This window comes from Citrobacter sp. wls710, from assembly GCF_005281115.1.
GTDB classification, from domain to species: domain Bacteria; phylum Pseudomonadota; class Gammaproteobacteria; order Enterobacterales; family Enterobacteriaceae; genus Citrobacter; species Citrobacter werkmanii.
This window is the reverse complement of sequence record NZ_SZXD01000011.1, coordinates 344,530-367,886: the sequence shown is the minus strand read 5'-3', so window position 1 is coordinate 367,886 and position 23,357 is coordinate 344,530. Positions and strand designations below refer to the sequence as shown.

Annotated in this window: 23 protein-coding genes; 22 read left to right on the top strand and 1 reads right to left on the bottom strand. The window is 50.1% G+C overall.

Features of this window, described 5'->3' with window-relative positions; translation table 11 throughout:
* Positions 1-21: 21 nt before the first annotated feature.
* From rsmG to FDX14_RS05940, 10 genes are all read left to right on the top strand, one after another.
* Positions 22-645, top strand: a complete 624-nt coding sequence (gene rsmG, locus FDX14_RS05985) for a 16S rRNA (guanine(527)-N(7))-methyltransferase RsmG (protein WP_042311979.1) — start codon at positions 22-24, stop codon at positions 643-645.
* Positions 646-1,259: 614 nt separating this feature from the next.
* The gene (atpI, locus tag FDX14_RS05980) at positions 1,260-1,640 is read left to right on the top strand and encodes a F0F1 ATP synthase subunit I (protein WP_042311402.1); all 381 of its coding nucleotides are present in this window, start codon (positions 1,260-1,262) and stop codon (positions 1,638-1,640) included.
* Positions 1,641-1,647: 7 nt separating this feature from the next.
* Positions 1,648-2,463, top strand: coding sequence for a F0F1 ATP synthase subunit A (atpB, locus tag FDX14_RS05975; RefSeq protein ID WP_042311404.1), 816 nt, complete (start codon positions 1,648-1,650; stop codon positions 2,461-2,463).
* Positions 2,464-2,509: 46 nt separating this feature from the next.
* Positions 2,510-2,749, top strand: coding sequence for a F0F1 ATP synthase subunit C (gene atpE, locus FDX14_RS05970; RefSeq protein ID WP_003023794.1), 240 nt, complete (start codon positions 2,510-2,512; stop codon positions 2,747-2,749).
* A 59-nt stretch (positions 2,750-2,808) separates the two neighbouring features.
* Positions 2,809-3,279 (top strand): F0F1 ATP synthase subunit B, encoded by a 471-nt coding sequence (gene atpF, locus FDX14_RS05965; RefSeq protein ID WP_003023796.1) that lies wholly within the window; start codon positions 2,809-2,811, stop codon positions 3,277-3,279.
* 14 nt (positions 3,280-3,293) lie between these two features.
* On the top strand, positions 3,294-3,827 hold the full coding sequence (gene atpH / locus FDX14_RS05960) for a F0F1 ATP synthase subunit delta (RefSeq protein WP_006687767.1): 534 nt from the start codon (positions 3,294-3,296) through the stop codon (positions 3,825-3,827).
* 12 nt (positions 3,828-3,839) lie between these two features.
* Positions 3,840-5,381, top strand: coding sequence for a F0F1 ATP synthase subunit alpha (gene atpA / locus FDX14_RS05955; protein ID WP_003023802.1), 1,542 nt, complete (start codon positions 3,840-3,842; stop codon positions 5,379-5,381).
* 50 nt (positions 5,382-5,431) lie between these two features.
* Positions 5,432-6,295, top strand: a complete 864-nt coding sequence (gene atpG / locus FDX14_RS05950) for a F0F1 ATP synthase subunit gamma (RefSeq protein WP_006687765.1) — start codon at positions 5,432-5,434, stop codon at positions 6,293-6,295.
* 26 nt (positions 6,296-6,321) lie between these two features.
* Positions 6,322-7,704: a F0F1 ATP synthase subunit beta gene (gene atpD / locus FDX14_RS05945; RefSeq protein ID WP_006687764.1), complete on the top strand. Its 1,383-nt coding sequence runs from the start codon at positions 6,322-6,324 to the stop codon at positions 7,702-7,704.
* Positions 7,705-7,724: 20 nt separating this feature from the next.
* Entirely contained in the window at positions 7,725-8,144 is a 420-nt protein-coding gene (locus FDX14_RS05940) for a F0F1 ATP synthase subunit epsilon (protein ID WP_003023809.1), read from the top strand.
* Between the two features lie 169 nt (positions 8,145-8,313).
* Here the strand turns inward: FDX14_RS05940 and FDX14_RS25135 are convergent, their stop codons facing one another.
* Entirely contained in the window at positions 8,314-8,457 is a 144-nt protein-coding gene (locus FDX14_RS25135) for a hypothetical protein (protein WP_170973572.1), read from the bottom strand.
* A gap of 343 nt (positions 8,458-8,800) precedes the next feature.
* On the opposite strand from FDX14_RS25135, the gene glmU reads away from it, so the two are divergent.
* From glmU to phoU, 12 genes are all read left to right on the top strand, one after another.
* A complete protein-coding gene (gene glmU, locus FDX14_RS05935) occupies positions 8,801-10,171 on the top strand; it encodes a bifunctional UDP-N-acetylglucosamine diphosphorylase/glucosamine-1-phosphate N-acetyltransferase GlmU (RefSeq protein WP_038635769.1) in 1,371 nt (456 codons plus the stop codon).
* A 348-nt stretch (positions 10,172-10,519) separates the two neighbouring features.
* Positions 10,520-12,349, top strand: coding sequence for a glutamine--fructose-6-phosphate transaminase (isomerizing) (glmS, locus tag FDX14_RS05930; protein WP_038635767.1), 1,830 nt, complete (start codon positions 10,520-10,522; stop codon positions 12,347-12,349).
* 464 nt (positions 12,350-12,813) lie between these two features.
* Positions 12,814-13,389, top strand: a complete 576-nt coding sequence (locus FDX14_RS05925; protein WP_042311410.1) for a chaperone-usher fimbrial major subunit — start codon at positions 12,814-12,816, stop codon at positions 13,387-13,389.
* A gap of 109 nt (positions 13,390-13,498) precedes the next feature.
* Positions 13,499-14,185 carry a fimbrial chaperone gene (locus tag FDX14_RS05920; protein ID WP_077949306.1) on the top strand — a complete coding sequence of 229 codons (687 nt, stop codon included), beginning with the start codon at positions 13,499-13,501 and terminating at the stop codon, positions 14,183-14,185.
* Positions 14,186-14,206: 21 nt separating this feature from the next.
* Entirely contained in the window at positions 14,207-16,741 is a 2,535-nt protein-coding gene (locus FDX14_RS05915; RefSeq protein WP_137349179.1) for a fimbria/pilus outer membrane usher protein, read from the top strand.
* 11 nt (positions 16,742-16,752) lie between these two features.
* The gene (gene stgD, locus FDX14_RS05910; protein WP_137349178.1) at positions 16,753-17,820 is read left to right on the top strand and encodes a fimbrial protein StgD; all 1,068 of its coding nucleotides are present in this window, start codon (positions 16,753-16,755) and stop codon (positions 17,818-17,820) included.
* Positions 17,821-17,853: 33 nt separating this feature from the next.
* The gene (locus FDX14_RS05905; RefSeq protein ID WP_137349177.1) at positions 17,854-18,429 is read left to right on the top strand and encodes a chaperone-usher fimbrial major subunit; all 576 of its coding nucleotides are present in this window, start codon (positions 17,854-17,856) and stop codon (positions 18,427-18,429) included.
* A 235-nt stretch (positions 18,430-18,664) separates the two neighbouring features.
* Entirely contained in the window at positions 18,665-19,705 is a 1,041-nt protein-coding gene (gene pstS / locus FDX14_RS05900) for a phosphate ABC transporter substrate-binding protein PstS (RefSeq protein WP_042311421.1), read from the top strand.
* Positions 19,706-19,897: 192 nt separating this feature from the next.
* The gene (gene pstC, locus FDX14_RS05895; protein WP_038635761.1) at positions 19,898-20,857 is read left to right on the top strand and encodes a phosphate ABC transporter permease PstC; all 960 of its coding nucleotides are present in this window, start codon (positions 19,898-19,900) and stop codon (positions 20,855-20,857) included.
* On the top strand, positions 20,857-21,747 hold the full coding sequence (gene pstA, locus FDX14_RS05890; RefSeq protein ID WP_003827037.1) for a phosphate ABC transporter permease PstA: 891 nt from the start codon (positions 20,857-20,859) through the stop codon (positions 21,745-21,747). The genes pstC and pstA overlap by 1 nt, the downstream gene beginning before the upstream one ends.
* Positions 21,748-21,793: 46 nt before the next feature.
* Positions 21,794-22,567 carry a phosphate ABC transporter ATP-binding protein PstB gene (pstB, locus tag FDX14_RS05885; protein ID WP_003023821.1) on the top strand — a complete coding sequence of 258 codons (774 nt, stop codon included), beginning with the start codon at positions 21,794-21,796 and terminating at the stop codon, positions 22,565-22,567.
* 14 nt (positions 22,568-22,581) lie between these two features.
* Positions 22,582-23,307 carry a phosphate signaling complex protein PhoU gene (phoU, locus tag FDX14_RS05880; protein ID WP_038635754.1) on the top strand — a complete coding sequence of 242 codons (726 nt, stop codon included), beginning with the start codon at positions 22,582-22,584 and terminating at the stop codon, positions 23,305-23,307.
* Positions 23,308-23,357 lie beyond the last annotated feature (50 nt).

The following is a 23,357-nucleotide window of genomic DNA, read 5'->3' as shown; positions in this document are numbered from 1 at the left end:
GATTATTAACAGGTAATGACCGTGCTCAACAAACTCTCTCGTCTGCTGGCTGATGCCGGTATTTCTCTTACCGATCACCAGAAAAATCAGCTGATTGCGTATGTCGATATGCTGCATAAATGGAATAAAGCATACAACCTGACGTCGGTGCGGGATCCCAACGAAATGTTGGTGCGCCATATTCTGGACAGTATTGTTGTTGCGCCTTATCTGAAAGGTGAGCGCTTTATTGATGTTGGCACAGGACCGGGTCTGCCGGGAATTCCACTCTCTATCGTGCGGCCTGAAGCGCATTTCACACTGTTGGATAGCCTGGGAAAACGGGTCCGTTTCTTACGTCAGGTGCAGCATGAGCTTGGTCTTACTAACATCACGCCTGTGCAAAGTCGGGTTGAAGAATTTCCTTCAGAGCCGCCATTTGATGGGGTGATTAGCCGTGCTTTCGCGTCCCTCAATGATATGGTGAGCTGGTGTCATCACTTGCCTGGCCAGAACGGACGCTTTTATGCACTCAAAGGGCAGTTGCCTGAAGATGAAATAGCCTCGTTGCCTGCAGAATTTTGCGTCGAGTCAGTTGAAAAATTGCGCGTTCCGCAACTGGATGGCGAACGTCATTTGGTGGTTATTAAGCCAAACAAAATTTAATTTTTATCAAAAAAAATAGAGAAAAAACGGCTATTCAGGTGTTAAAAGTTATAGAGGGTAGTGTGGCGAAATGCTGTCACATTTCACCTCTACCTTACGGTTTTGCATCATAACTATAACGTACCGTTTTTTGTTAAAAGCGAAACAAGTCAACTATGAAAATATCAGTCTGCTAAAAATAGAACCTAAGAACCACCGCTTGTGTTAATTTTTTATTATAAATGTCAATCAGTGGTTCTTTTGTTGTTAGGCGTTGTTTTTGAAATAGTGTCGCTTTTTACGCTTAAATATCAAAAAGATGAAATGGCACCATTTGCCACGTAAATAAATTATGCGAAGGGGAATATGTTCAATATGTGATCTGGTGCACGCTTTAACACCAGTGTTTTCGCGGCATTTGCAGTTTTGCATGATCGTTCACAGTTTGCCAAAAAGTAATAAATGTGGCGCAGCGAAAAATATTTAAACATTTATTCACTTTTTAGCTACTTATTGTTTGAAATCACGAAGGCGCACCGTATAATTTGACCGCTTTTTGATGCTTGACTCTAAGCCATAAAGAACGTTTTATACGACACGCGGCATACCTCGAAGGGAGCAGGAGTAAACACGTGATGTCTATGTCGCTCTTGAGTCGAAACGTTGCTCGTAAGCTTTTGCTCACACAACTTCTGGCGGTAATAGCAAGTGGATTGCTGTTTAGCCTCAAAGACCCCTTCTGGGGCATCTCCGCACTGTGCGGGGGATTGGCAGTGTTACTGCCCAACGTGTTGTTTATGATATTCGCCTGGCGTCACCAGGTGCATACACCAGCGAAAGGTCGGGTAGCCTGGACGTTCGCTTTCGGCGAAGCCTTCAAGGTGTTAGCGATGCTGGTGTTGCTGGTGGTGGCGTTGGCTGTTTTGAAAGCGGTATTCGTGCCGCTGATCGTTACGTGGGTTTTGGTGCTGGTGGTTCAGATACTGGCGCCGGCTGTAATTAACAACAAAGGGTAAAGGCATCATGGCTTCAGAAAATATGACGCCGCAGGATTACATAGGACACCATCTGAATAACCTTCAGTTGGACCTACGTACATTCTCGCTGGTGGATCCGCACAACCCCCCAGCCACCTTCTGGACGCTCAATATTGACTCCATTTTCTTCTCGGTGGTTCTGGGTCTGTTGTTCCTGTTAATGTTCCGTAGCGTTGCCAAAAAGGCGACCAGTGGCGTACCAGGTAAATTTCAGACTGCGATTGAGCTGATAATCGGCTTTGTGCATGGTAGCGTGAAAGACATGTACCATGGCAAAAGCAAGCTGATTGCTCCGCTGGCCCTGACGATTTTCGTCTGGGTATTCCTGATGAACTTTATGGATTTGCTGCCTATCGACCTGCTGCCGTACATCGGTGAGCATATCTTTGGCCTGCCGGCTCTGCGTGTGGTTCCGTCCGCTGACGTGAACATCACCCTGTCGATGGCGCTGGGCGTATTTATCCTTATTCTGTTCTACAGCATCAAAATGAAAGGCATCGGTGGCTTCGCGAAAGAGTTGACGCTGCAGCCGTTCAATCACTGGGCGTTCATCCCTATCAACTTAATCCTTGAAGGGGTAAGCCTGCTGTCCAAACCAATCTCTCTTGGTCTGCGACTGTTCGGTAACATGTACGCTGGTGAGCTGATTTTCATTCTGATTGCTGGTCTGTTGCCGTGGTGGTCACAGTGGATTCTGAATGTGCCGTGGGCCATTTTCCACATACTGATTATCACGCTGCAAGCCTTCATATTTATGGTTCTGACGATTGTCTATCTGTCGATGGCATCTGAAGAGCATTAATTTACCAACACTACTACGTTTTAACTGAAACAAACTGGAGACTGTCATGGAAAACCTGAATATGGATCTGCTGTACATTGCTGCCGCTGTGATGATGGGTCTGGCGGCAATCGGTGCTGCGATCGGTATCGGCATCCTCGGGGGTAAATTCCTGGAAGGCGCAGCGCGTCAACCGGATCTGATTCCTCTGCTGCGTACTCAGTTCTTTATCGTTATGGGTCTGGTGGATGCAATCCCAATGATCGCTGTAGGTCTGGGTCTGTACGTGATGTTTGCTGTCGCGTAGTAAGCGTTGCTTGAATTAAGAGCAATATCAGAACGTTAACTAGATAGAGGCATTGTGCTGTGAATCTTAACGCAACAATCCTCGGCCAGGCCATCGCGTTTGTCCTGTTCGTTCTGTTCTGCATGAAGTATGTATGGCCGCCGTTAATGGCTGCCATCGAAAAACGTCAAAAAGAAATTGCTGACGGCCTTGCTTCTGCAGAACGAGCACATAAGGATCTTGACCTTGCAAAGGCCAGCGCGACCGACCAGCTGAAAAAAGCGAAGGCGGAAGCTCAGGTAATCATCGAGCAGGCGAACAAACGCCGTGCTCAGATCCTGGACGAAGCTAAAACTGAAGCAGAGCAGGAACGTACTAAAATCGTGGCACAGGCGCAGGCGGAAATTGAAGCCGAGCGTAAACGTGCTCGCGAAGAGCTGCGTAAGCAAGTTGCTATCCTGGCTGTTGCTGGCGCCGAGAAGATCATCGAACGTTCCGTGGATGAAGCTGCTAATAGCGACATCGTGGACAAACTTGTCGCTGAACTGTAAGGAGGGAGGGGCTGATGTCTGAATTTATTACGGTAGCTCGCCCCTACGCCAAAGCAGCTTTTGACTTTGCCGTTGAGCACCAAAGCGTTGACCGTTGGCAGGATATGCTGACTTTCGCCGCTGAGGTGACGAAAAACGAACAAATGGCAGAGCTTCTCTCTGGCGCGTTGGCGCCAGAAACGCTCGCTGAGTCGTTTATCGCCGTGTGCGGTGAGCAGCTGGACGAAAGCGGCCAAAACCTGATTAGGGTAATGGCTGAAAATAACCGTCTGAATGCGCTCCCGGATGTTCTTGAGCAGTTTATTCATCTGCGTGCAGCCAGTGAGGCTATCTCTGAGGTAGAAGTCACTTCTGCCAATGCACTGAGTGATGAACAGCTTACGAAGATTAGTGCAGCGATGGAAAAACGTCTGTCACGCAAAGTTAAGCTGAATTGCAAAATCGATAAGTCTGTAATGGCAGGCGTAATCATCCGAGCGGGTGATATGGTCATTGATGGCAGCGTACGCGGCCGTCTTGAGCGCCTTGCAGACGTCTTGCAGTCTTAAGGGGACTGGAGCATGCAACTGAATTCCACCGAAATCAGCGAACTGATCAAGCAGCGCATTGCTCAGTTCAATGTTGTGAGCGAAGCTCACAACGAAGGTACTATTGTTTCTGTAAGTGACGGTGTTATCCGCATTCACGGCCTGGCCGATTGTATGCAGGGTGAGATGATTTCCCTGCCGGGTAACCGTTACGCTATCGCACTGAACCTGGAGCGCGACTCTGTAGGTGCTGTTGTGATGGGTCCATACGCTGACCTCGCCGAAGGCATGAAGGTTAAGTGTACGGGTCGTATTCTGGAAGTTCCGGTTGGCCGTGGCCTGCTGGGTCGTGTGGTGAACACTCTGGGTTCCCCGATCGACGGTAAAGGTCCGGTTGATAACGATGGCTTCTCGCCAATCGAAGTTATCGCACCGGGCGTAATCGAACGTCAGTCCGTCGACCAGCCAGTGCAGACCGGTTATAAATCTGTTGATGCCATGATCCCAATCGGTCGTGGCCAGCGTGAGCTGATCATCGGTGACCGTCAGACAGGTAAAACCGCGATGGCAATCGATGCCATCATCAACCAGCGTGATTCCGGCATCAAATGTGTGTACGTGGCTATCGGCCAGAAAGCGTCCACCATTTCTAACGTGGTTCGTAAACTGGAAGAACACGGCGCACTGTCCAACACCATCGTTGTTGTGGCGACCGCGTCTGAATCTGCTGCACTGCAATACCTGGCGCCATATGCTGGTTGCGCAATGGGCGAATACTTCCGTGACCGCGGTGAAGATGCACTGATTGTTTACGATGACCTGTCTAAACAGGCTGTTGCTTATCGTCAGGTTTCCCTGCTGCTCCGTCGTCCGCCAGGACGTGAAGCATTCCCGGGCGACGTATTTTACCTCCACTCCCGTCTGCTGGAACGCGCATCCCGCGTAAACGCGGAATACGTAGAGAAGTTCACCAACGGTGAAGTTAAAGGTAAAACCGGCTCCCTGACCGCTCTGCCGATTATCGAAACCCAGGCGGGTGACGTTTCTGCGTTCGTTCCGACCAACGTAATCTCCATTACCGATGGTCAGATCTTCCTGGAAACCAACCTGTTTAACTCCGGTATTCGTCCGGCAGTTAACCCGGGTATCTCCGTATCTCGTGTAGGTGGCGCAGCGCAGACCAAGATCATCAAGAAACTGTCCGGTGGTATTCGTACCGCGCTGGCGCAGTATCGTGAACTGGCAGCGTTTTCTCAGTTCGCTTCCGACCTGGATGAAGCTACGCGTAAGCAGCTGAGCCACGGTCAGAAAGTAACTGAACTGCTGAAGCAGAAACAGTATGCGCCAATGTCTGTTGCACAGCAGGGTGTGGTGCTGTTTGCGGCTGAACGCGGTTACCTCGAAGATGTGGAACTGGCGAAAATCGGTAGCTTCGAAGCCGCTCTGCTGGCTTACGTCGACCGTGACCACGCTCCGCTGATGCAAGAGATCAACCAGTCCGGTGGCTATAACGATGAAATCGAAGGCAAGCTGAAAGCTATCCTCGATTCCTTCAAGGCAACCCAGTCCTGGTAACGTCTGGCGGTCTGTCCTAGGGCGGACCGCAAGGCATTGAGGAGAAGCTCATGGCCGGCGCAAAAGAGATACGTAGTAAGATCGCAAGCGTCCAGAACACGCAGAAGATCACTAAAGCGATGGAGATGGTCGCCGCTTCCAAAATGCGTAAATCGCAGGATCGCATGGCGGCCAGCCGTCCTTATGCAGAGACCATGCGCAAAGTGATTGGTCACCTTGCGAACGGTAATCTGGAATATAAGCACCCTTACCTGGAAGAACGCGACGTTAAGCGCGTGGGCTACCTGGTGGTGTCGACCGACCGTGGTCTGTGCGGCGGCTTGAACATTAACCTGTTCAAAAAGCTGCTGGCGGATATGAAAACATGGTCCGATAAAGGCGTTCAGTGCGATATCGCAATGATCGGCTCTAAGGGCGTGTCTTTCTTTAATTCCGTCGGTGGTAACGTGATTGCTCAGGTAACCGGTATGGGGGATAACCCTTCCCTGTCCGAACTGATCGGTCCGGTTAAAGTGATGCTGCAGGCCTACGACGAAGGTCGTCTGGACAAACTGTACGTTGTCAGCAACAAATTTATTAACACCATGTCTCAGACGCCAACCATCACTCAACTGCTGCCTCTGCCGGCATCAGATGATGATGAATTGAAGCGTAAATCCTGGGATTACCTGTATGAGCCAGACCCGAAAGCGCTGCTGGATACCTTGCTGCGTCGTTATGTCGAGTCTCAGGTTTATCAGGGCGTGGTAGAAAACCTGGCCAGCGAGCAGGCCGCACGTATGGTGGCGATGAAAGCCGCGACCGACAATGGCGGCAGCCTGATTAAAGAGCTGCAGTTGGTATACAACAAAGCTCGTCAGGCCAGCATTACTCAGGAACTCACCGAGATCGTCGGTGGTGCATCCGCGGTATAACCAGGTTAATTCGTAGAGGATTCAAGATGGCTACTGGAAAAATTGTCCAGGTAATCGGCGCCGTGGTTGACGTCGAATTCCCTCAGGATGCCGTACCGCGCGTGTACGATGCTCTTGAGGTTATGAATGGTAAAGAGAGCCTGGTGCTGGAAGTTCAGCAGCAGCTCGGCGGCGGTATCGTACGTACCATCGCCATGGGTTCTTCCGACGGTCTGCGTCGTGGTCTGGAAGTTAAAGACCTTGAGCACCCGATCGAAGTCCCGGTAGGTAAAGCAACCCTGGGGCGTATCATGAACGTCCTGGGTCACCCGATCGACATGAAAGGCGATATCGGTGAAGAAGAGCGTTGGGCTATCCACCGCGCAGCACCTACCTATGAAGAACTGTCCAGTTCTCAGGAACTGCTGGAAACCGGCATCAAAGTTATCGACCTGATGTGTCCGTTCGCGAAGGGCGGTAAAGTTGGTCTGTTCGGTGGTGCGGGTGTAGGTAAAACCGTAAACATGATGGAGCTGATCCGTAACATCGCGATCGAACACTCCGGTTACTCAGTGTTTGCGGGCGTTGGTGAACGTACTCGTGAGGGTAACGACTTCTACCACGAAATGACCGACTCCAACGTTCTGGACAAAGTATCCCTGGTATATGGCCAGATGAACGAGCCGCCGGGAAACCGTCTGCGCGTTGCGCTGACCGGTCTGACCATGGCTGAGAAGTTCCGTGACGAAGGTCGTGACGTTCTGCTGTTCGTTGACAACATCTACCGTTACACCCTGGCCGGTACTGAAGTATCTGCACTGCTGGGTCGTATGCCATCAGCGGTAGGCTACCAGCCAACCCTGGCGGAAGAGATGGGTGTTCTGCAGGAACGTATCACCTCTACCAAAACCGGTTCTATCACTTCCGTTCAGGCGGTATACGTACCTGCGGATGACTTGACTGACCCATCGCCAGCAACCACCTTTGCGCACTTAGATGCAACCGTGGTACTGAGCCGTCAGATCGCATCCCTGGGTATCTACCCGGCCGTTGACCCGCTGGATTCCACCAGCCGTCAGCTGGATCCGCTGGTTGTTGGTCAGGAACACTACGACACCGCGCGTGGCGTACAGTCCCTGCTGCAGCGTTATCAGGAACTGAAAGACATCATCGCCATCCTGGGTATGGATGAACTGTCTGAAGAAGATAAACTGGTGGTAGCACGTGCGCGTAAGATCCAGCGCTTCCTGTCCCAGCCGTTCTTCGTTGCGGAAGTATTCACCGGTTCTCCAGGTAAATACGTTTCCCTGAAAGACACCATCCGTGGCTTTAAAGGCATCATGGAAGGCGAATACGACCACCTGCCAGAGCAGGCGTTCTACATGGTTGGTTCCATCGAAGAAGCTGTGGAAAAAGCCAAAAAACTTTAACGCCTTAATCGGAGGGTGATATGGCAATGACTTACCACCTGGACGTCGTCAGCGCAGAGCAACAAATGTTCTCTGGTCTGGTCGAAAAAATCCAGGTAACGGGTAGTGAAGGTGAACTGGGTATTTTCCCGGGTCACGCTCCGCTGCTCACCGCCATTAAGCCTGGTATGATCCGCATCGTTAAACAGTTCGGTCATGAAGAGTTTATCTATCTGTCCGGCGGCATTCTCGAAGTGCAGCCTGGCAGCGTGACCGTACTGGCTGATACCGCGATTCGCGGACAGGATCTCGATGAAGCGAGAGCCCTGGAAGCGAAGCGTAAGGCTGAAGAGCATATCAAGAGCTCTCATGGTGACGTGGATTACGCTCAGGCATCTGCGGAACTGGCCAAAGCGATCGCGAAACTGCGCGTTATCGAGTTGACCAAAAAAGCGATGTAACACCGGCTTGAAAAACACAAGGCCAGTCTGGTTTCCAGGCTGGCTTTTTTTATGGCTTTGTTTCAGCAAAAATGAAAATAAAAAGCAGTTTTATTATTTCGTGATTTAGATCAAAAAAATATTGATTGGTTAAAAAATGAGGCGTAGACTCTTTTTTTTGTGATGTATATCACATAATAAAATCAGATAAAAAAGAGATACCAATATGAAATTGATCAACAAAATCATCGCCCTGTTCAGCAATATGAGTTTTTAGTCTTTCCCTGCCTGCTCTGTGGCGCGATGCGTAATGCAGTTTATCAGCTAGCGCCATTTGTTAAATTTCCCCCCCTGCTCTTTTCTCTCACATCGTTATTGTCGTGTTTGCCTTTTGTGCTTCCCACTGAATCGCATGCCTAAAATCATACCTTCGCTAATGTCATTCTTTATTTATGCGGCAAAAAAATAGCAAAAACATCCACCTAAGGCTTTAATAAGAGCAGACTGCTGGTTTTGGGGAGACAAAAGACGTAGATATAGACGAAAATAGACAGTTATCAGATGGGGAATTTCCTCGATTGAACGTTTTATCTTCGGTCCATTTCACGATGAAAAAAATGTAGTATTTTCAATGTGAAACGGTATAAATTCGTTCTCAAATTACAGTCAGGACGTGTATGTTGAATAATGCTATGAGCGTCGTGATCCTTGCCGCAGGCAAAGGCACGCGTATGTATTCCGATCTCCCTAAAGTGCTGCATACCCTCGCAGGAAAACCGATGGTGCAGCATGTCATTGATGCCGCTAATGAATTAGGCGCGACTCACGTACATCTGGTCTACGGACACGGTGGTGATTTGCTTAAGCAGACGCTGAAAGATGGCAACCTGAACTGGGTCCTGCAGGCCGAGCAGTTGGGTACCGGTCATGCTATGCAACAGGCGGCACCATTCTTTAGTGATGACGAAGACATTTTAATGCTCTATGGCGATGTGCCGCTGATCTCCACCGAAACACTACGTCGCCTGCGTGATGCTAAACCGCAGGGGGGAATCGGCTTGTTAACGGTAAACCTGGACGACCCATCGGGTTATGGGCGAATTACGCGTGATAACGGTAAAGTCACAGGCATTGTTGAACATAAGGATGCCACTGACGAGCAGCGTCAAATCCAGGAAATCAACACCGGCATCCTGATTGCCAACGGCGCAGACCTGAAGCGCTGGCTGTCCAAACTGACCAACAACAACGTACAGGGTGAATACTACATCACCGATATCATTGCGATGGCGTATCAGGAAGGGCGCGAAATTGCTGCGGTACATCCGGCACGAATCAGTGAAACGGAAGGGGTGAACAACCGTCTTCAGCTCTCTCGTCTGGAGCGTGTTTATCAATCCGAGCAGGCAGAAAAACTGCTGCTGGCGGGCGTGATGCTGCGCGATCCGGCACGTTTTGATCTTCGCGGTACGCTTATTCACGGGCGCGATGTCGAAATTGATACTAACGTTATCATTGAAGGTAACGTAACCGTTGGGGATCGCGTCAAGATTGGCGCTGGCTGCATCATCAAAAACAGCGTGATTGGTGATGGTTGTGAGCTAAGTCCGTACAGCGTGGTGGAAGATGCGCATCTGGAAGCAGCATGCACCATCGGTCCTTTCGCGCGTCTGCGCCCTGGTGCAGAGCTGCAGGAAGGCGCACACGTGGGTAACTTCGTCGAAATGAAAAAAGCGCGTCTGGGTAAAGGCTCTAAAGCAGGTCACCTGACCTATCTGGGCGATGCGGAAATTGGCGATAACGTGAACATCGGCGCGGGTACGATCACCTGCAATTACGATGGCGCGAATAAATTTAAAACCATTATTGGCGATGATGTGTTTGTCGGTTCCGATACTCAGCTGGTGGCACCTGTCACCGTGGGTAAAGGTGCCACCATCGCGGCGGGGACGACCGTAACGCGCGATGTTGCCGATAACGAACTGGTATTAAGCCGTGTGCCTCAGGTTCATAAACAAGGCTGGCAGCGCCCGGTGAAGAAAAAGTAATTCAGTTTTTGCCGGATGGTGGCCTGCGTGCGGTGACGTTCTGTAGGCCTGATAAGCGTGAGCGCCATCAGGCAGACAAGAGACGAGGGGATAACATAATCCTCCGCTCAACAAGCAGTACCATAAAAATAACCCCACTCTCTACAAGGCTCGGGGCGCCCGGAATACGGGTATTACCCAAAGTATTTCGCGCTGTAGCAAGGCGGCAAGCTTGGGAATCTACGGGAGCTTACTAAAGTAAGTGACCGTAGTGAGCAAGCGTAGCCAACGTAGCTACGGAGTGAAAGACGAAGGGGAAACAGGTCAGCGACAACGACAGGCTAATGCCTAAATTCGGAATCAAAAAATATGTGTGGAATTGTTGGCGCTATCGCGCAGCGTGATGTAGCTGAAATCCTTCTCGAAGGTTTACGTCGTCTGGAATATCGTGGTTATGACTCTGCTGGTCTGGCCGTTGTCGATGCTGAAGGCAATATGACTCGCCTGCGTCGTCTGGGTAAAGTGCAGATGCTGACTGCAGCGGCGGAAGAACATCCGCTGCATGGCGGTACCGGTATCGCTCATACCCGTTGGGCGACCCACGGAGAACCTTCAGAAGCGAACGCGCATCCCCATGTTTCTGAACACATTGTCGTGGTGCATAACGGCATCATTGAAAACCATGAACCGCTGCGTGAACTGCTGAAAACGCGTGGTTACACCTTTGTTTCTGAAACCGACACCGAAGTGATTGCTCACCTGGTGCACTGGGAGCTGGAACAGGGTGGTACGCTGCGTGAAGCCGTACTGCGTACTATTCCGCAACTGCGTGGTGCCTACGGCACGGTGATCATGGATACCCGTAGCCCGGAAACGCTGCTGGCGGCCCGTTCAGGTAGCCCGCTGGTGATTGGTCTGGGTATGGGTGAAAACTTTATCGCTTCCGATCAGCTGGCGCTGCTGCCGGTAACCCGTCGCTTTATCTTCCTGGAAGAGGGTGACATCGCGGAAGTGACCCGTCGTTCGGTTTCTATTTTCGACAAGTCTGGCGCGGAAGTGAAACGTCAGGATATCGAATCGAACCTGCAATATGACGCGGGCGAAAAAGGTATTTATCGCCACTACATGCAGAAAGAGATCTACGAACAGCCGAACGCGATTAAAAATACGCTGACCGGGCGCATTAGCCACGGTGAAGTGGATTTAAGCGAGCTGGGTTCGCGTGCTAATGAGCTGCTGTCTCAGGTTGAGCATATCCAGATTATCGCCTGTGGTACGTCATACAACTCCGGTATGGTGTCCCGCTATTGGTTTGAATCGCTGGCGGGTATTCCTTGTGATGTCGAAATCGCCTCTGAATTCCGCTATCGCAAATCTGCCGTGCGTCGTAACAGCCTGATGATCACCCTTTCCCAGTCTGGTGAAACGGCGGATACCCTGGCGGGTCTGCGTTTGTCTAAAGAGCTGGGCTATCTGGGCTCGCTGGCAATCTGTAACGTACCGGGATCTTCTCTGGTGCGCGAATCCGACCTGGCGATGATGACCAATGCCGGTACCGAAATCGGTGTGGCCTCCACGAAAGCCTTTACCACACAGTTGACCGTTCTGCTGATGCTGGTGGCGAAACTGTCTCGTCTGAAAGGCCTGGATGCGTCTATTGAGCAGGAGATTGTTCACGGTCTGCAGGCGCTGCCGAGCCGTATTGAGCAGATGCTGTCCCAGGACAAACGCATTGCCGCTCTGGCGGAAGGTTTCTCTGACAAACACCATGCGCTGTTCCTGGGCCGTGGCGATCAGTATCCGATTGCGCTGGAAGGCGCGCTGAAGCTGAAAGAGATCTCTTATATTCACGCTGAAGCTTATGCCGCAGGCGAACTGAAGCATGGTCCGCTGGCGCTGATCGATGCAGATATGCCGGTTATCGTGGTCGCGCCGAACAACGAACTGCTGGAAAAACTGAAATCCAACATTGAAGAAGTTCGTGCCCGCGGCGGTCAGCTGTACGTCTTTGCCGATCAGGATGCTGGCTTTACCAGTAGCGAAAACATGCACATCATCGAGATGCCGCATGTGGAAGAGGTAATTGCGCCGATCTTCTACACCGTTCCACTGCAACTGCTGGCGTATCACGTGGCGCTGATTAAAGGTACAGATGTGGACCAGCCGCGTAACCTGGCGAAGTCGGTTACCGTAGAGTAATTGTTCACCAACAAAAGCTGCTGAGAAATCAGCAGCTTTTTTTATATCTGTCTGTCATATTTCTTTGTCTCCCCTGTCATTTTTTGTTACAAACATCCTGTTTTTTATATTTATTTGCCTAGATAACTTTATACTTAATTGCGTTTATCTGGTGAATGTATTTTATTTGTTAAAGTGCGCAAGAAATAATCATTTTTAGGTTGTTGCAGAATAATGATATTGATGAATTCTTAATTTTATAGACTGATGTATTTAAAATAGCCATTTTTGTATATCATGAAAAATAATATTTAATAAATGATGTATTGTTTATATTTATTTATTGATTTATAACAGCCCGGATTGATAATAAATTTATTGTAATCCTTATTCTTAAGTGTAATCTTCGCCGCCGTAAGGATGGTGTGTTTTATTATTGAAATATAAGTAAAGCACAGGGATATAATATTGTTAATGGGGTTATAATGAAACTTAATTTAATTGCAGGTGCGCTGGTTCTGTCTTCCACAGTATTTGCTGGTAATGTTCTTGCATCTGACGGTACCGTTCACTTCCTTGGCGAAGTAGTTGACAGCACCTGTCAGGTCACGCCACAAACTGCTGATCAAAACGTTAATTTAGGCAAAGTTAACAAAACGGCATTTGCTGGCGTGGGAAGTACCGCTGCACCTACCGAATTCCATATCGATCTGACCGGGTGCCCGGCCACGTATACCAAGGCTGCCGTTCGTTTTGATGGTAATGAAGCTTCTGACGGTAATGGCGACCTGGCTATCGGTAACCCAGCTAATGGCTCTACCCCTGGTGATTACACAGGTACTGGCGCAGCCATCGCGGCATCTGGCGTAGCGATCCGTATTTACAACCGCGCGGATAACTCTCAGGTTAAACTGTACAACGATTCTGCATACAGCACGATTGATACCACAGCGGGTACGGCTTCCATGAAGTTTATCGCTCGTTATATTGCCACTAACGCAACCGTCACAGCGGGTACTGCTAACGCAGATTCTCAGTTTACGGTTGAATATCAAAAATAAGATTCGTTCTTTTTAATCGTCTTTTATTAATTTATTGACGCCTGTCATTATGAACAACTGTGGTTGTATAAATGTCTGGCGTCTTTTTTATCCAGGGATGAGTATGTTTATGTTTGCTCGTGGAATAAAAATATTTATTCTGGCACTCCTGTGCCTTAATCTTCCCTCTGCTTTGGCAGGTATTGTTGTCGGTGGAACTCGCGTCATCTTTCATGGCAGCGAGCCTGACTCTACTATTTCTATTTACAATAAAGAAGTTGATTTGCCTTATCTAATACAAGTATGGGTTGATCCTTTCAGTAAGGATGATAAGAGCAAACCACCTTTTACCGTAATTCCGCCTGTTTCTCGTCTTGAGCCGAGTCAGGAAAAAGTGCTGCGCATTATTAAAACAGCAGGTGAGTTGCCAAAGGATCGTGAATCTGTTTTTTGGTTTAACGTGAAAAACATTCCGCCATCCAGTAAAAATAAAGATAGCAGTACGCTTGAGATCGCAATTAAAACGCGTATCAAGTTATTCTGGCGCCCGGCCTCTATTACGCTTATCCCTGAAAAAGCGGTAGCTAAAGTCAAATGGTATCGGCAGGGAAGTAAACTGGTTGTAGAAAATAATAGTCCTATTCATATGAATATCATGGATGTCTCTGTAGATGGTAAAGATATTCCATTGAATATGATAAAGCCTTTTGAAAAATTAACGCTGGATTTACCTGCTGGTGTTGCGGGTCACTCTTTAGTCTGGCGTTTTATTAATGATTATGGCGCGATTAGTAGCCCTGTTAAGCAAGCGCTTTAGTTTTGCGATAAGGATATCTTGATGATTCACCCTCGTCTTTGCCTCGTCTTGATTTCAGGTGCATATATAAGTATCGCTTTCCCGACAATGGCCAGTGAAACGCTGTTTAACCCTGGTTTGCTGGAAATAGATCACCCCGTGGACGTGGATATTCATCAGTTTAACCGTTCCAACGCGTTGCCGCCGGGCGATTATAAGGTCGATATCGTCATTAACGGGAAACTGTTTGAACGACGGGATGTGACCTTTGTGCAGGATCAACCGGATGCAGACCTGCATCCCTGCTTTGTCGCGGTTAAGGAGGTATTGTCGTCGTATGGTGTCAAGGTAGACGCAGTGAAAGGTTTGCAGGATGTCGATAATACAGCCTGCGTGAATCCCGTTCCGTTAATTGGTGGCTCTACCTGGTTATTAGATGCAAATAAGCTGGCGTTAAATATATCTGTTCCACAGATCTATCTGAACACGGCGGCCTATGACTATATCAGCCCATCACGCTGGGATGAGGGCATCAATGCGATGATGGTCAATTATGATTTTTCCGGATCGCACACGGTAAAGTCTAATTACGACAATGGGAACGATGACTCTTATTATCTGAACCTGCGTAATGGGATTAACCTGGGGGCATGGCGGTTGCGTAACTACAGTACGCTAAGCGCTACTGGCAGCGACACGGAATATCACTCCATCAGTAGCTATGTCCAGCGCGATATCGCCGCGCTGCGCAGCCAGATTATGGTCGGCGACACCTGGACGGCGAGTGATGTCTTTGACAGCGCCCAGATCCGCGGGGTCAGACTCTATACCGACGATGACATGCTACCGTCGAGCCAGAACGGGTTTGCGCCAGTGGTTCGCGGGGTGGCGAAAAGTAACGCCACTGTTATCATCCGGCAGAATAAATATGTCATTTATCAGTCAGCCGTGCCGCAGGGCGCTTTCGAGATCACCGACCTGAACACCACCAGCGGCGGCGGCGATCTTGATGTCACCATAAAAGAAGAAGACGGTAGCGAGCAGCACTTTACCCAGCCGTACGCGTCGCTGGCGATACTGAAGCGTGAAGGCCAGACCGATTTTGATATTAGCGTCGGTGAAATGCGCGATGAAAGCGGATTTACCCCTAACGTCGTTCAGGCGCAGGTGTTGCATGGCCTGCCATGGGGATTAACGCTCTATGGCGGCACGCAGGTTGCGGAAGATTATGCTTCCGCCGCGCTTGGTATGGGTAAAGATATGGGGTCGATCGGGGCCGTATCGTTTGATGTGACCCACGCCCGTTCACACTTTGACGATGGTGATAATGAAAGCGGCCAGTCCTGGCGTTTTCTCTACTCCAAACGTTTTGATGATACCGACACCAGTTTCCGTCTGGTGGGGTACCGTTATTCCACGGAAGGCTATTACACCCTCGGCGAGTGGGCATCGCGGCAGGACAACAGCTCTGATTTCTGGGAGACGGGCAACCGCCGTAGCCGCGTGGAAGGAACCTGGACGCAATCATTTGGCCCCGGTTTTGGCAATATTTATCTGACATTAAGCCGTCAGCAATACTGGCAAACGGATGAAGTCGAGCGCCTGGTGCAGTTTGGCTATAGCAACAGCTGGCGGCGAATTTCGTGGAACGCGTCGTGGAACTATACCGACTCTGCGAATCGTTCTTCCGGTAGCAATAATAAAAACGACAACGATGACAGCGATCACGAACAGATATTCATGCTGACGGTTTCCATCCCGCTTTCAGGGGCGATGGAGAGCAGCTACGTTAACTACTCGATGACGCAAAATAATCATAACGACAGCACAATGCAGGCTGGCGTTGGCGGCACATTGCTGGAGGGCCACAATCTTTCCTATAACGTGCAGGAATCCTGGACCAGCTCACCGGAAGATACCTATGGCGGGAATGCCAGCATGGGATATGACGGTACTTATGGTTCAGTAAACGGCGGTTATGCCTGGAGCCGTGATTCACAGACGCTGAACTATGGTGCGCGCGGCGGCATCCTGGTTCACAGCGGCGGTGTGACCTTCTCGCAGGAGTTGGGGGAAACCGTCGCGCTGGTGGAAGCGCCGGGCGCTGATGGCCTTACCGTAGAAAACACGACCGGGGTTGCTACAGACTGGCGGGGCTATACGGTGAAAACGCAGCTTAACCCGTACGACGAAAACCGCGTGGCAATTGACAGCAACTATTTTGCCAAAGCCAATATTGAGCTGGATAGCACTGTAGTCAATCTGGTGCCAACGCGCGGCGCCGTGGTGAAAGCAGCGTTTGTAACGCATGTCGGTTATCGCGTGTTGTTTAATGTGATGCAGTCGAATGGCAAACCTGCGCCGTTTGGCGCGATGGCGTCGGCGGAGCTGGATTCTGGAACGGTAACCGGGATTGTCGGCGATAACGGCGAACTCTATTTGTCGGGGATGCCGGAAAACGGTCGTTTCACCCTAAGCTGGGGCGGTGATAAAGCAACAACATGTGCTGTTAATTATACGCTGGGTAATAAACCAGAGAATGCTGAACTGGTGCAGCAAGCCGTCACTTGCCAATAAGGAATTTAATTATGCGTTTATGGACAATAATATTATCTTCTTGCTTTATGGTTCTGATTTCACCTGTTTGCCGGGCTGGCGATGGTATTTGTCATACGGACAAAGGGACTTATATTTATGACCTTAATCTCAATAACGCCAAGATTCCTGCAGAAAAAAATAAAGCCGGAACAGAAGTCAGGGATCTGGAGACATTAACATCGTCACAATCGTATTTGGTTAGCTGTAGCTGTCTGACCCACTTTTCATCGATATTTCGTAATATTTATTATACCGCCCGTTCGCCTTTGAGTATTGATACCACTAAAAACGGTTACACGTACTATACGCTCAACGATAACCTGAGTATTGCAACGTCGATTAAGGTTCATGGGCGAGGCCTTATTGCGGTTCCCTTTGAGGCTGAACCTAATGTGGTCATCGAGGGGACCGGTTGTTATACCGATACCGTTGAGGGCGATGCTGCAACGCTGGATACCGGGTCTGAAGTCAAAGTCTCTTTCCTTATTAATAAACCGTTTGTTGGTCAGGTCGCCATTCCTGGCTCTATTGTGGCTGATTTATACGGGGGGCTTGATGCTAGCTCCTCCGTTGCCAGCACCGACAAACTGGCAGAAATCAGAATTGTTGGCGATATCGTGGCGCCGCAGAGTTGTGAAATTGATTCCGGCCAGGTGATAGAGGTGAATTTCGGTAAGATCCCCGTAGCGGATTTTTCGACAACGCAAGGCACCGCTGCTGCAGGCCATAAAGTGACCAAAACGGTTCAGGTGAAATGTACCGGAATGTTGGATGAGAATATCGTCTATTCAACATTTAATGCGGATCCCGTTGATTCCAGCGCAAATATGATGAAAGTCCTGGGTAATGATGATGTCGGAATTATGATTTATGACAAATGGGATCAGATGGTTAAGGTGACAGGCGGAAAAATGGATATGGATATGGGCGTCAATAATGCCGGCGCCGAGACTAACTCTTTGACTTTTTCTGCCGCGCCTGCCAGCGCGACGGGAGCACGGCCTCAACCTGGTACATTTGAAGCCTACGCAACGATCACGCTGGAAATAACGAACTAATCTAATCCTATTTTATTAATAACGGGAATCAACATGATGAAAGGAATACTAAAAACGACGCTAGTGGTATCTTCATTTTTTATGGCAGGAAATACGCTGGCTTCTGATGGCACCGTACATTTTCTCGGTGAAGTTATTGACAGCGCCTGTGAAGTAACTGCAGATACCGCTAATCAGAATGTGGCATTAGGTAAAGTCAACAGAACCGCATTTTCAGGTATAGGTTCTACCGCGATGCAGACCGAATTTCATATCCGTCTTGAGAAATGCCCTGATACCTATAGTAAAGCGGCGGTTCGTTTTGACGGTACAGAAGCGGCTAACGGTAATGGCGATCTGGCGATTGGTACTCCGGTTGCTGGGGCAAGCCCTGGCGATTATACGGGGACTGGCCAGGCCGTTGCCGCGTCGGGGGTGGCTATCCGCATTTATAATCTGGGCGATGGTTCACAGGTGCCATTGTACACAACGTCTAAGAGCGCTGATATTGATCCTGTTGCCGGAACGGCAGATATGCAATTTATGGCTCGCTACATTGCTATCAGCGATACCATCATGCCGGGCACCGCCAACGCTGACTCCGAATTTACGATTGAATATACAAAATAACAATTGCGTTCACACACCGATCTCCTGGCGACTGTTTTGTGACAGTCGCTGTCATACGTCTTTAACATCTCTGTTTTTCATGTTTAAAAATATCTTTAAAATTCAAATGGTTGTAAGTTAATTTTATCTGTCATAAAACTGTCATATTTCGTACATTTAACTGTCACCTGTTTGTCCTATTTTGCTCACAGTAGCAACTCAAACAACAATTTACGAAAACCGTGCAGGAGACATTATGAAAGTTATGCGTACCACTGTCGCAACTGTTGTCGCCGCGACCTTATCCATGAGCGCGTTCTCTGCCTTTGCCGCAGCGAGCCTGACGGGTGCAGGTGCAACTTTTCCTGCGCCAGTGTATGCCAAATGGGCAGATACCTATCAGAAAGAGACCGGTAGCAAAGTAAACTACCAGGGTATCGGCTCCTCCGGTGGTGTAAAACAAATCACTGCGAATACCGTTGATTTTGGTGCCTCAGATGCGCCGCTGTCTGACGAAAAACTCAATCAAGAAGGCCTGTTCCAGTTCCCGACCGTGATCGGCGGTGTAGTGCTGGCGGTGAATATCCCTGGCCTGAAATCCGGCGAGCTGGTGCTTGACGGCAAAACGCTGGGTGACATCTACCTCGGCAAAATTAAGAAGTGGGATGATGAAGCCATCACCAAACTGAACCCGGGTCTGAAGCTGCCTTCGCAGAATATCGCCGTTGTGCGCCGTGCTGACGGTTCAGGTACTTCCTTCGTTTTCACCAGCTACCTGGCAAAAGTGAATGAAGAGTGGAAATCGAAAATTGGTTCCGGTTCTACCGTTAACTGGCCGACCGGCCTGGGCGGTAAAGGGAATGACGGTATCGCCGCATTCGTACAACGTCTGCCTGGCTCTATCGGCTACGTTGAGTACGCTTACGCTAAGCAGAACAACCTGGCTTACACCAAACTGGTTTCTGCCGATGGCAAACCGGTAAGCCCGACCGAAGAGAACTTTGCTAACGCTGCGAAAGGTGCTGACTGGAGCAAAACCTTCGCTCAGGATCTAACCAACCAGAAAGGTGACGATGCGTGGCCAATCACTTCCACCACCTTCATCCTGGTGCATAAAGAGCAGAAGAAACCTGAGCAGGGTGCTGAAGTGCTGAAGTTCTTCGACTGGGCGTACAAAAATGGCGGCAAACAGGCTAATGACCTGGATTATGCCAGCCTGCCGGACAGCGTGGTTGAGCAGGTTCGTGCCGCATGGAAAACCAACGTGAAAGACAGCAGCGGTAAAGCGCTGTACTAAATACCCGTCATACTTCAAGCCGCAGCTGTGTTGGCTGTGCTTGTTCACCCCAGTCACATAGTGAACCTATGTTCCTGGGGATTCACAAGCTTGCCGCCTTGCTGCAACTCGGATTATTTAGGGTATGGCATTACGTTAGCGGGGAAGCACGATAAAATGCGTGCTTCCTGGCCCAAACTTAAAGAGTGATTTATGGCTGCAACAAAGCCTGCTTTTAACCCACCGGGTAAAAAGGGTGACATGATATTCAGTGCGCTGGTAAAACTGGCTGCGCTGATTGTGCTATTGATGTTGGGTGGCATTATTGTCTCTCTGGTTATCTCCTCCTGGCCAAGCATTCAGAAATTTGGTTTCTCCTTCCTGTGGACCAAAGAATGGGATGCGCCAAATGATATCTACGGTGCATTAGTACCGATTTACGGTACGCTGGTCACCTCGCTTATCGCACTGCTGATTGCCGTTCCGGTGAGTTTCGGCATTGCCTTGTTCCTGACTGAACTTGCGCCCGGCTGGCTGCGTCGCCCGCTGGGGATCGCCATTGAGCTGCTGGCGGCAATTCCAAGTATCGTGTACGGCATGTGGGGCCTGTTTATCTTTGCTCCGTTGTTTGCGACTTATTTCCAGGAGCCGGTCGGGAACATCCTTTCCAACATTCCGTTTGTTGGCGCGCTGTTTGCTGGTCCGGCGTTTGGTATTGGGATTCTGGCTGCGGGTGTGATCCTCGCCATCATGATTATTCCTTACATTGCGGCGGTTATGCGCGATGTGTTCGAACAAACGCCAGTGTTGATGAAAGAGTCAGCCTACGGCATCGGTTGTACCACCTGGGAAGTTATCTGGCGCATCGTCCTCCCGTTCACCAAAAATGGCGTGATCGGCGGCGTGATGTTGGGTCTGGGCCGCGCACTTGGTGAGACCATGGCGGTGACCTTTATCATCGGTAACACCTATCAGCTCGACAGTGCATCGCTGTATATGCCGGGCAACAGTATTACCTCTGCGTTGGCGAATGAATTTGCCGAAGCGGAATCAGGGCTGCACGTTGCTGCGTTGATGGAGTTGGGGCTGATTCTGTTTGTGATCACCTTCATCGTACTGGCTGCGTCTAAGTTCATGATCATGCGCCTTGCGAAGAACGAGGGGGCACGCTAATGGCTACGCTTGAAATGCAAAACACCACTGCGCTTGCGGAATCCCGCCGTAAAATGCAGGCGCGTCGCCGCCTGAAGAACCGTATCGCCCTGACGCTCTCTATGGCGACCATGGCGTTCGGTCTGTTCTGGCTGATCTGGATCCTGATGTCCACGATTACCCGTGGTATTGACGGTATGTCTCTGGCGCTGTTCACCGAAATGACGCCGCCGCCGAATACGGCTGGTGGTGGTCTGGCGAACGCTCTGGCCGGTAGCGGACTGTTGATCCTGTGGGCGACCGTGTTTGGCACCCCGCTGGGTATTATGGCGGGCATCTACCTGGCTGAGTACGGGCGTAAGTCCTGGCTGGCTGAGGTCATCCGCTTTATCAATGACATCCTGCTTTCTGCGCCATCAATTGTGGTCGGTCTGTTCGTTTACACCATTGTGGTCGCAAAAATGGAACACTTCTCCGGCTGGGCGGGCGTTATCGCGCTGGCGCTGCTGCAGGTGCCCATTGTGATTCGTACCACGGAGAACATGCTCAAACTGGTGCCGGACAGCTTGCGTGAAGCTGCCTATGCGCTGGGTACACCGAAGTGGAAGATGATTTCTGCGATCACCCTGAAGGCATCTGTCTCGGGCATTATTACAGGTGTCCTGCTGGCCATTGCGCGTATTGCCGGTGAAACTGCTCCGCTGCTGTTTACATCGCTCTCCAATCAGTTCTGGAGCACCGACATGATGCAGCCTATCGCCAACCTGCCGGTCACTATCTTTAAGTTTGCGATGAGCCCGTTTGCTGAGTGGCAGCAACTGGCCTGGGCTGGGGTACTGATTATTACCCTGTGCGTACTGCTGCTGAACATTCTGGCGCGCGTCATTTTCGCGAAGAAGAAACACGGTTAATTTTTACGGCGTGGCTGATGCGGCGCCGGATGAGGAATAGATTGAAATGAGTATGGTTGATACTGCTCCGGGTAAGATTCAGGTTCGTGATTTGAACTTCTACTATGGCAAATTCCATGCCCTGAAGAACATCAACCTGGATATTGCTAAAAACCAGGTTACGGCGTTTATCGGGCCGTCAGGCTGTGGTAAATCGACGCTGCTTCGTACGTTCAACAAAATGTTTGAGCTGTACCCGGAACAACGTGCGGAAGGTGAAATCCTGCTGGATGGCGACAATATTCTCACCAATACCCAGGATATCGCGCTGCTTCGTGCCAAAGTGGGGATGGTATTCCAGAAGCCGACGCCGTTCCCGATGTCCATCTACGACAACATCGCGTTTGGCGTGCGTCTGTTTGAGAAGCTCTCTCGTGCGGATATGGACGAGCGTGTGCAGTGGGCATTGACCAAGGCCGCATTGTGGAACGAAACCAAAGATAAATTACATCAGAGTGGGTACTCTCTCTCTGGTGGTCAGCAGCAGCGTCTGTGCATTGCGCGTGGCATCGCCATTCGCCCGGAAGTGCTTCTGCTGGATGAGCCATGTTCAGCGCTCGACCCGATCTCTACCGGGCGTATCGAAGAGCTGATCACGGAACTGAAAGAGGATTACACCGTTGTTATCGTGACCCACAACATGCAGCAGGCGGCACGTTGTTCCGATCACACGGCATTTATGTACCTGGGCGAGTTGATTGAGTTCAGCAACACGGACGATCTGTTCACCAAGCCCGCGAAGAAACAAACTGAAGACTACATCACCGGTCGTTACGGCTGATTCAGGAGCTTGTTGTGGATAACCTTAACCTAAATAAACATATTTCCGGCCAGTTCAATGCCGAACTGGAAAGCATCCGTACCCAGGTGATGACCATGGGCGGCATGGTCGAGCAGCAGCTTTCTGATGCGATTACCGCCATGCATAACCAGGACAGCGAACTGGCGAAGCGCGTCATTGAAGGCGATAAGAACGTCAACATGATGGAAGTGGCGATCGACGAAGCCTGTGTGCGTATCATTGCCAAACGTCAGCCGACCGCCAGCGACCTGCGCCTGGTGATGGCGATTATCAAAACCATCGCCGAGCTGGAGCGTATTGGCGACGTGGCGGACAAAATTTGTCGCACCGCGCTGGAGAAATTCTCGCATCAGCATCAGCCGCTGCTGGTCAGCCTGGAATCACTGGGCCGCCACACTGTGCAGATGCTGCATGACGTGCTGGATGCGTTTGCGCGTATGGATCTGGACGAAGCGGTACGTATTTATCGTGAAGATAAGAAAGTTGACCAGGAATATGAAGGCATCGTGCGTCAGCTGATGACTTATATGATGGAAGATCCGCGTACTATCCCAAGCGTGCTGACCGCGCTGTTTTGCGCCCGTTCCATCGAGCGTATCGGTGACCGTTGCCAGAATATCTGCGAATACATCTTCTACTTCGTGAAGGGACAAGATTTCCGTCACGTAGGTGGAGATGAACTGGATAAGCTGCTGGCGGGCAAAGATCCGAAAGAGTAATAAAAACGTAGAAACTAGGCCGGATCAGCGTTAGCGCCATCCGGCATTTC

What these genes read in the sequence shown, in the direction of transcription:
- glmU (WP_038635769.1), top strand. Translation starts at nt 8,801, where the DNA reads ATGTTGAATAATGCTATGAGCGTCGTGATCCTTGCCGCAGGCAAAGGC.
- atpG (WP_006687765.1), top strand. Translation starts at nt 5,432, where the DNA reads ATGGCCGGCGCAAAAGAGATACGTAGTAAGATCGCAAGCGTCCAGAAC.
- FDX14_RS05915 (WP_137349179.1), top strand. Translation starts at nt 14,207, where the DNA reads ATGATTCACCCTCGTCTTTGCCTCGTCTTGATTTCAGGTGCATATATA.
- atpD (WP_006687764.1), top strand. Translation starts at nt 6,322, where the DNA reads ATGGCTACTGGAAAAATTGTCCAGGTAATCGGCGCCGTGGTTGACGTC.
- FDX14_RS05905 (WP_137349177.1), top strand. Translation starts at nt 17,854, where the DNA reads ATGATGAAAGGAATACTAAAAACGACGCTAGTGGTATCTTCATTTTTT.
- pstC (WP_038635761.1), top strand. Translation starts at nt 19,898, where the DNA reads ATGGCTGCAACAAAGCCTGCTTTTAACCCACCGGGTAAAAAGGGTGAC.
- atpE (WP_003023794.1), top strand. Translation starts at nt 2,510, where the DNA reads ATGGAAAACCTGAATATGGATCTGCTGTACATTGCTGCCGCTGTGATG.
- glmS (WP_038635767.1), top strand. Translation starts at nt 10,520, where the DNA reads ATGTGTGGAATTGTTGGCGCTATCGCGCAGCGTGATGTAGCTGAAATC.
- FDX14_RS25135 (WP_170973572.1), bottom strand. Translation starts at nt 8,457, where the DNA reads ATGGCGCTAGCTGATAAACTGCATTACGCATCGCGCCACAGAGCAGGC.
- pstB (WP_003023821.1), top strand. Translation starts at nt 21,794, where the DNA reads ATGAGTATGGTTGATACTGCTCCGGGTAAGATTCAGGTTCGTGATTTG.
- stgD (WP_137349178.1), top strand. Translation starts at nt 16,753, where the DNA reads ATGCGTTTATGGACAATAATATTATCTTCTTGCTTTATGGTTCTGATT.
- atpI (WP_042311402.1), top strand. Translation starts at nt 1,260, where the DNA reads ATGTCTATGTCGCTCTTGAGTCGAAACGTTGCTCGTAAGCTTTTGCTC.
- pstA (WP_003827037.1), top strand. Translation starts at nt 20,857, where the DNA reads ATGGCTACGCTTGAAATGCAAAACACCACTGCGCTTGCGGAATCCCGC.
- pstS (WP_042311421.1), top strand. Translation starts at nt 18,665, where the DNA reads ATGAAAGTTATGCGTACCACTGTCGCAACTGTTGTCGCCGCGACCTTA.
- FDX14_RS05920 (WP_077949306.1), top strand. Translation starts at nt 13,499, where the DNA reads ATGTTTGCTCGTGGAATAAAAATATTTATTCTGGCACTCCTGTGCCTT.
- FDX14_RS05925 (WP_042311410.1), top strand. Translation starts at nt 12,814, where the DNA reads ATGAAACTTAATTTAATTGCAGGTGCGCTGGTTCTGTCTTCCACAGTA.
- FDX14_RS05940 (WP_003023809.1), top strand. Translation starts at nt 7,725, where the DNA reads ATGGCAATGACTTACCACCTGGACGTCGTCAGCGCAGAGCAACAAATG.
- atpA (WP_003023802.1), top strand. Translation starts at nt 3,840, where the DNA reads ATGCAACTGAATTCCACCGAAATCAGCGAACTGATCAAGCAGCGCATT.
- atpB (WP_042311404.1), top strand. Translation starts at nt 1,648, where the DNA reads ATGGCTTCAGAAAATATGACGCCGCAGGATTACATAGGACACCATCTG.
- atpH (WP_006687767.1), top strand. Translation starts at nt 3,294, where the DNA reads ATGTCTGAATTTATTACGGTAGCTCGCCCCTACGCCAAAGCAGCTTTT.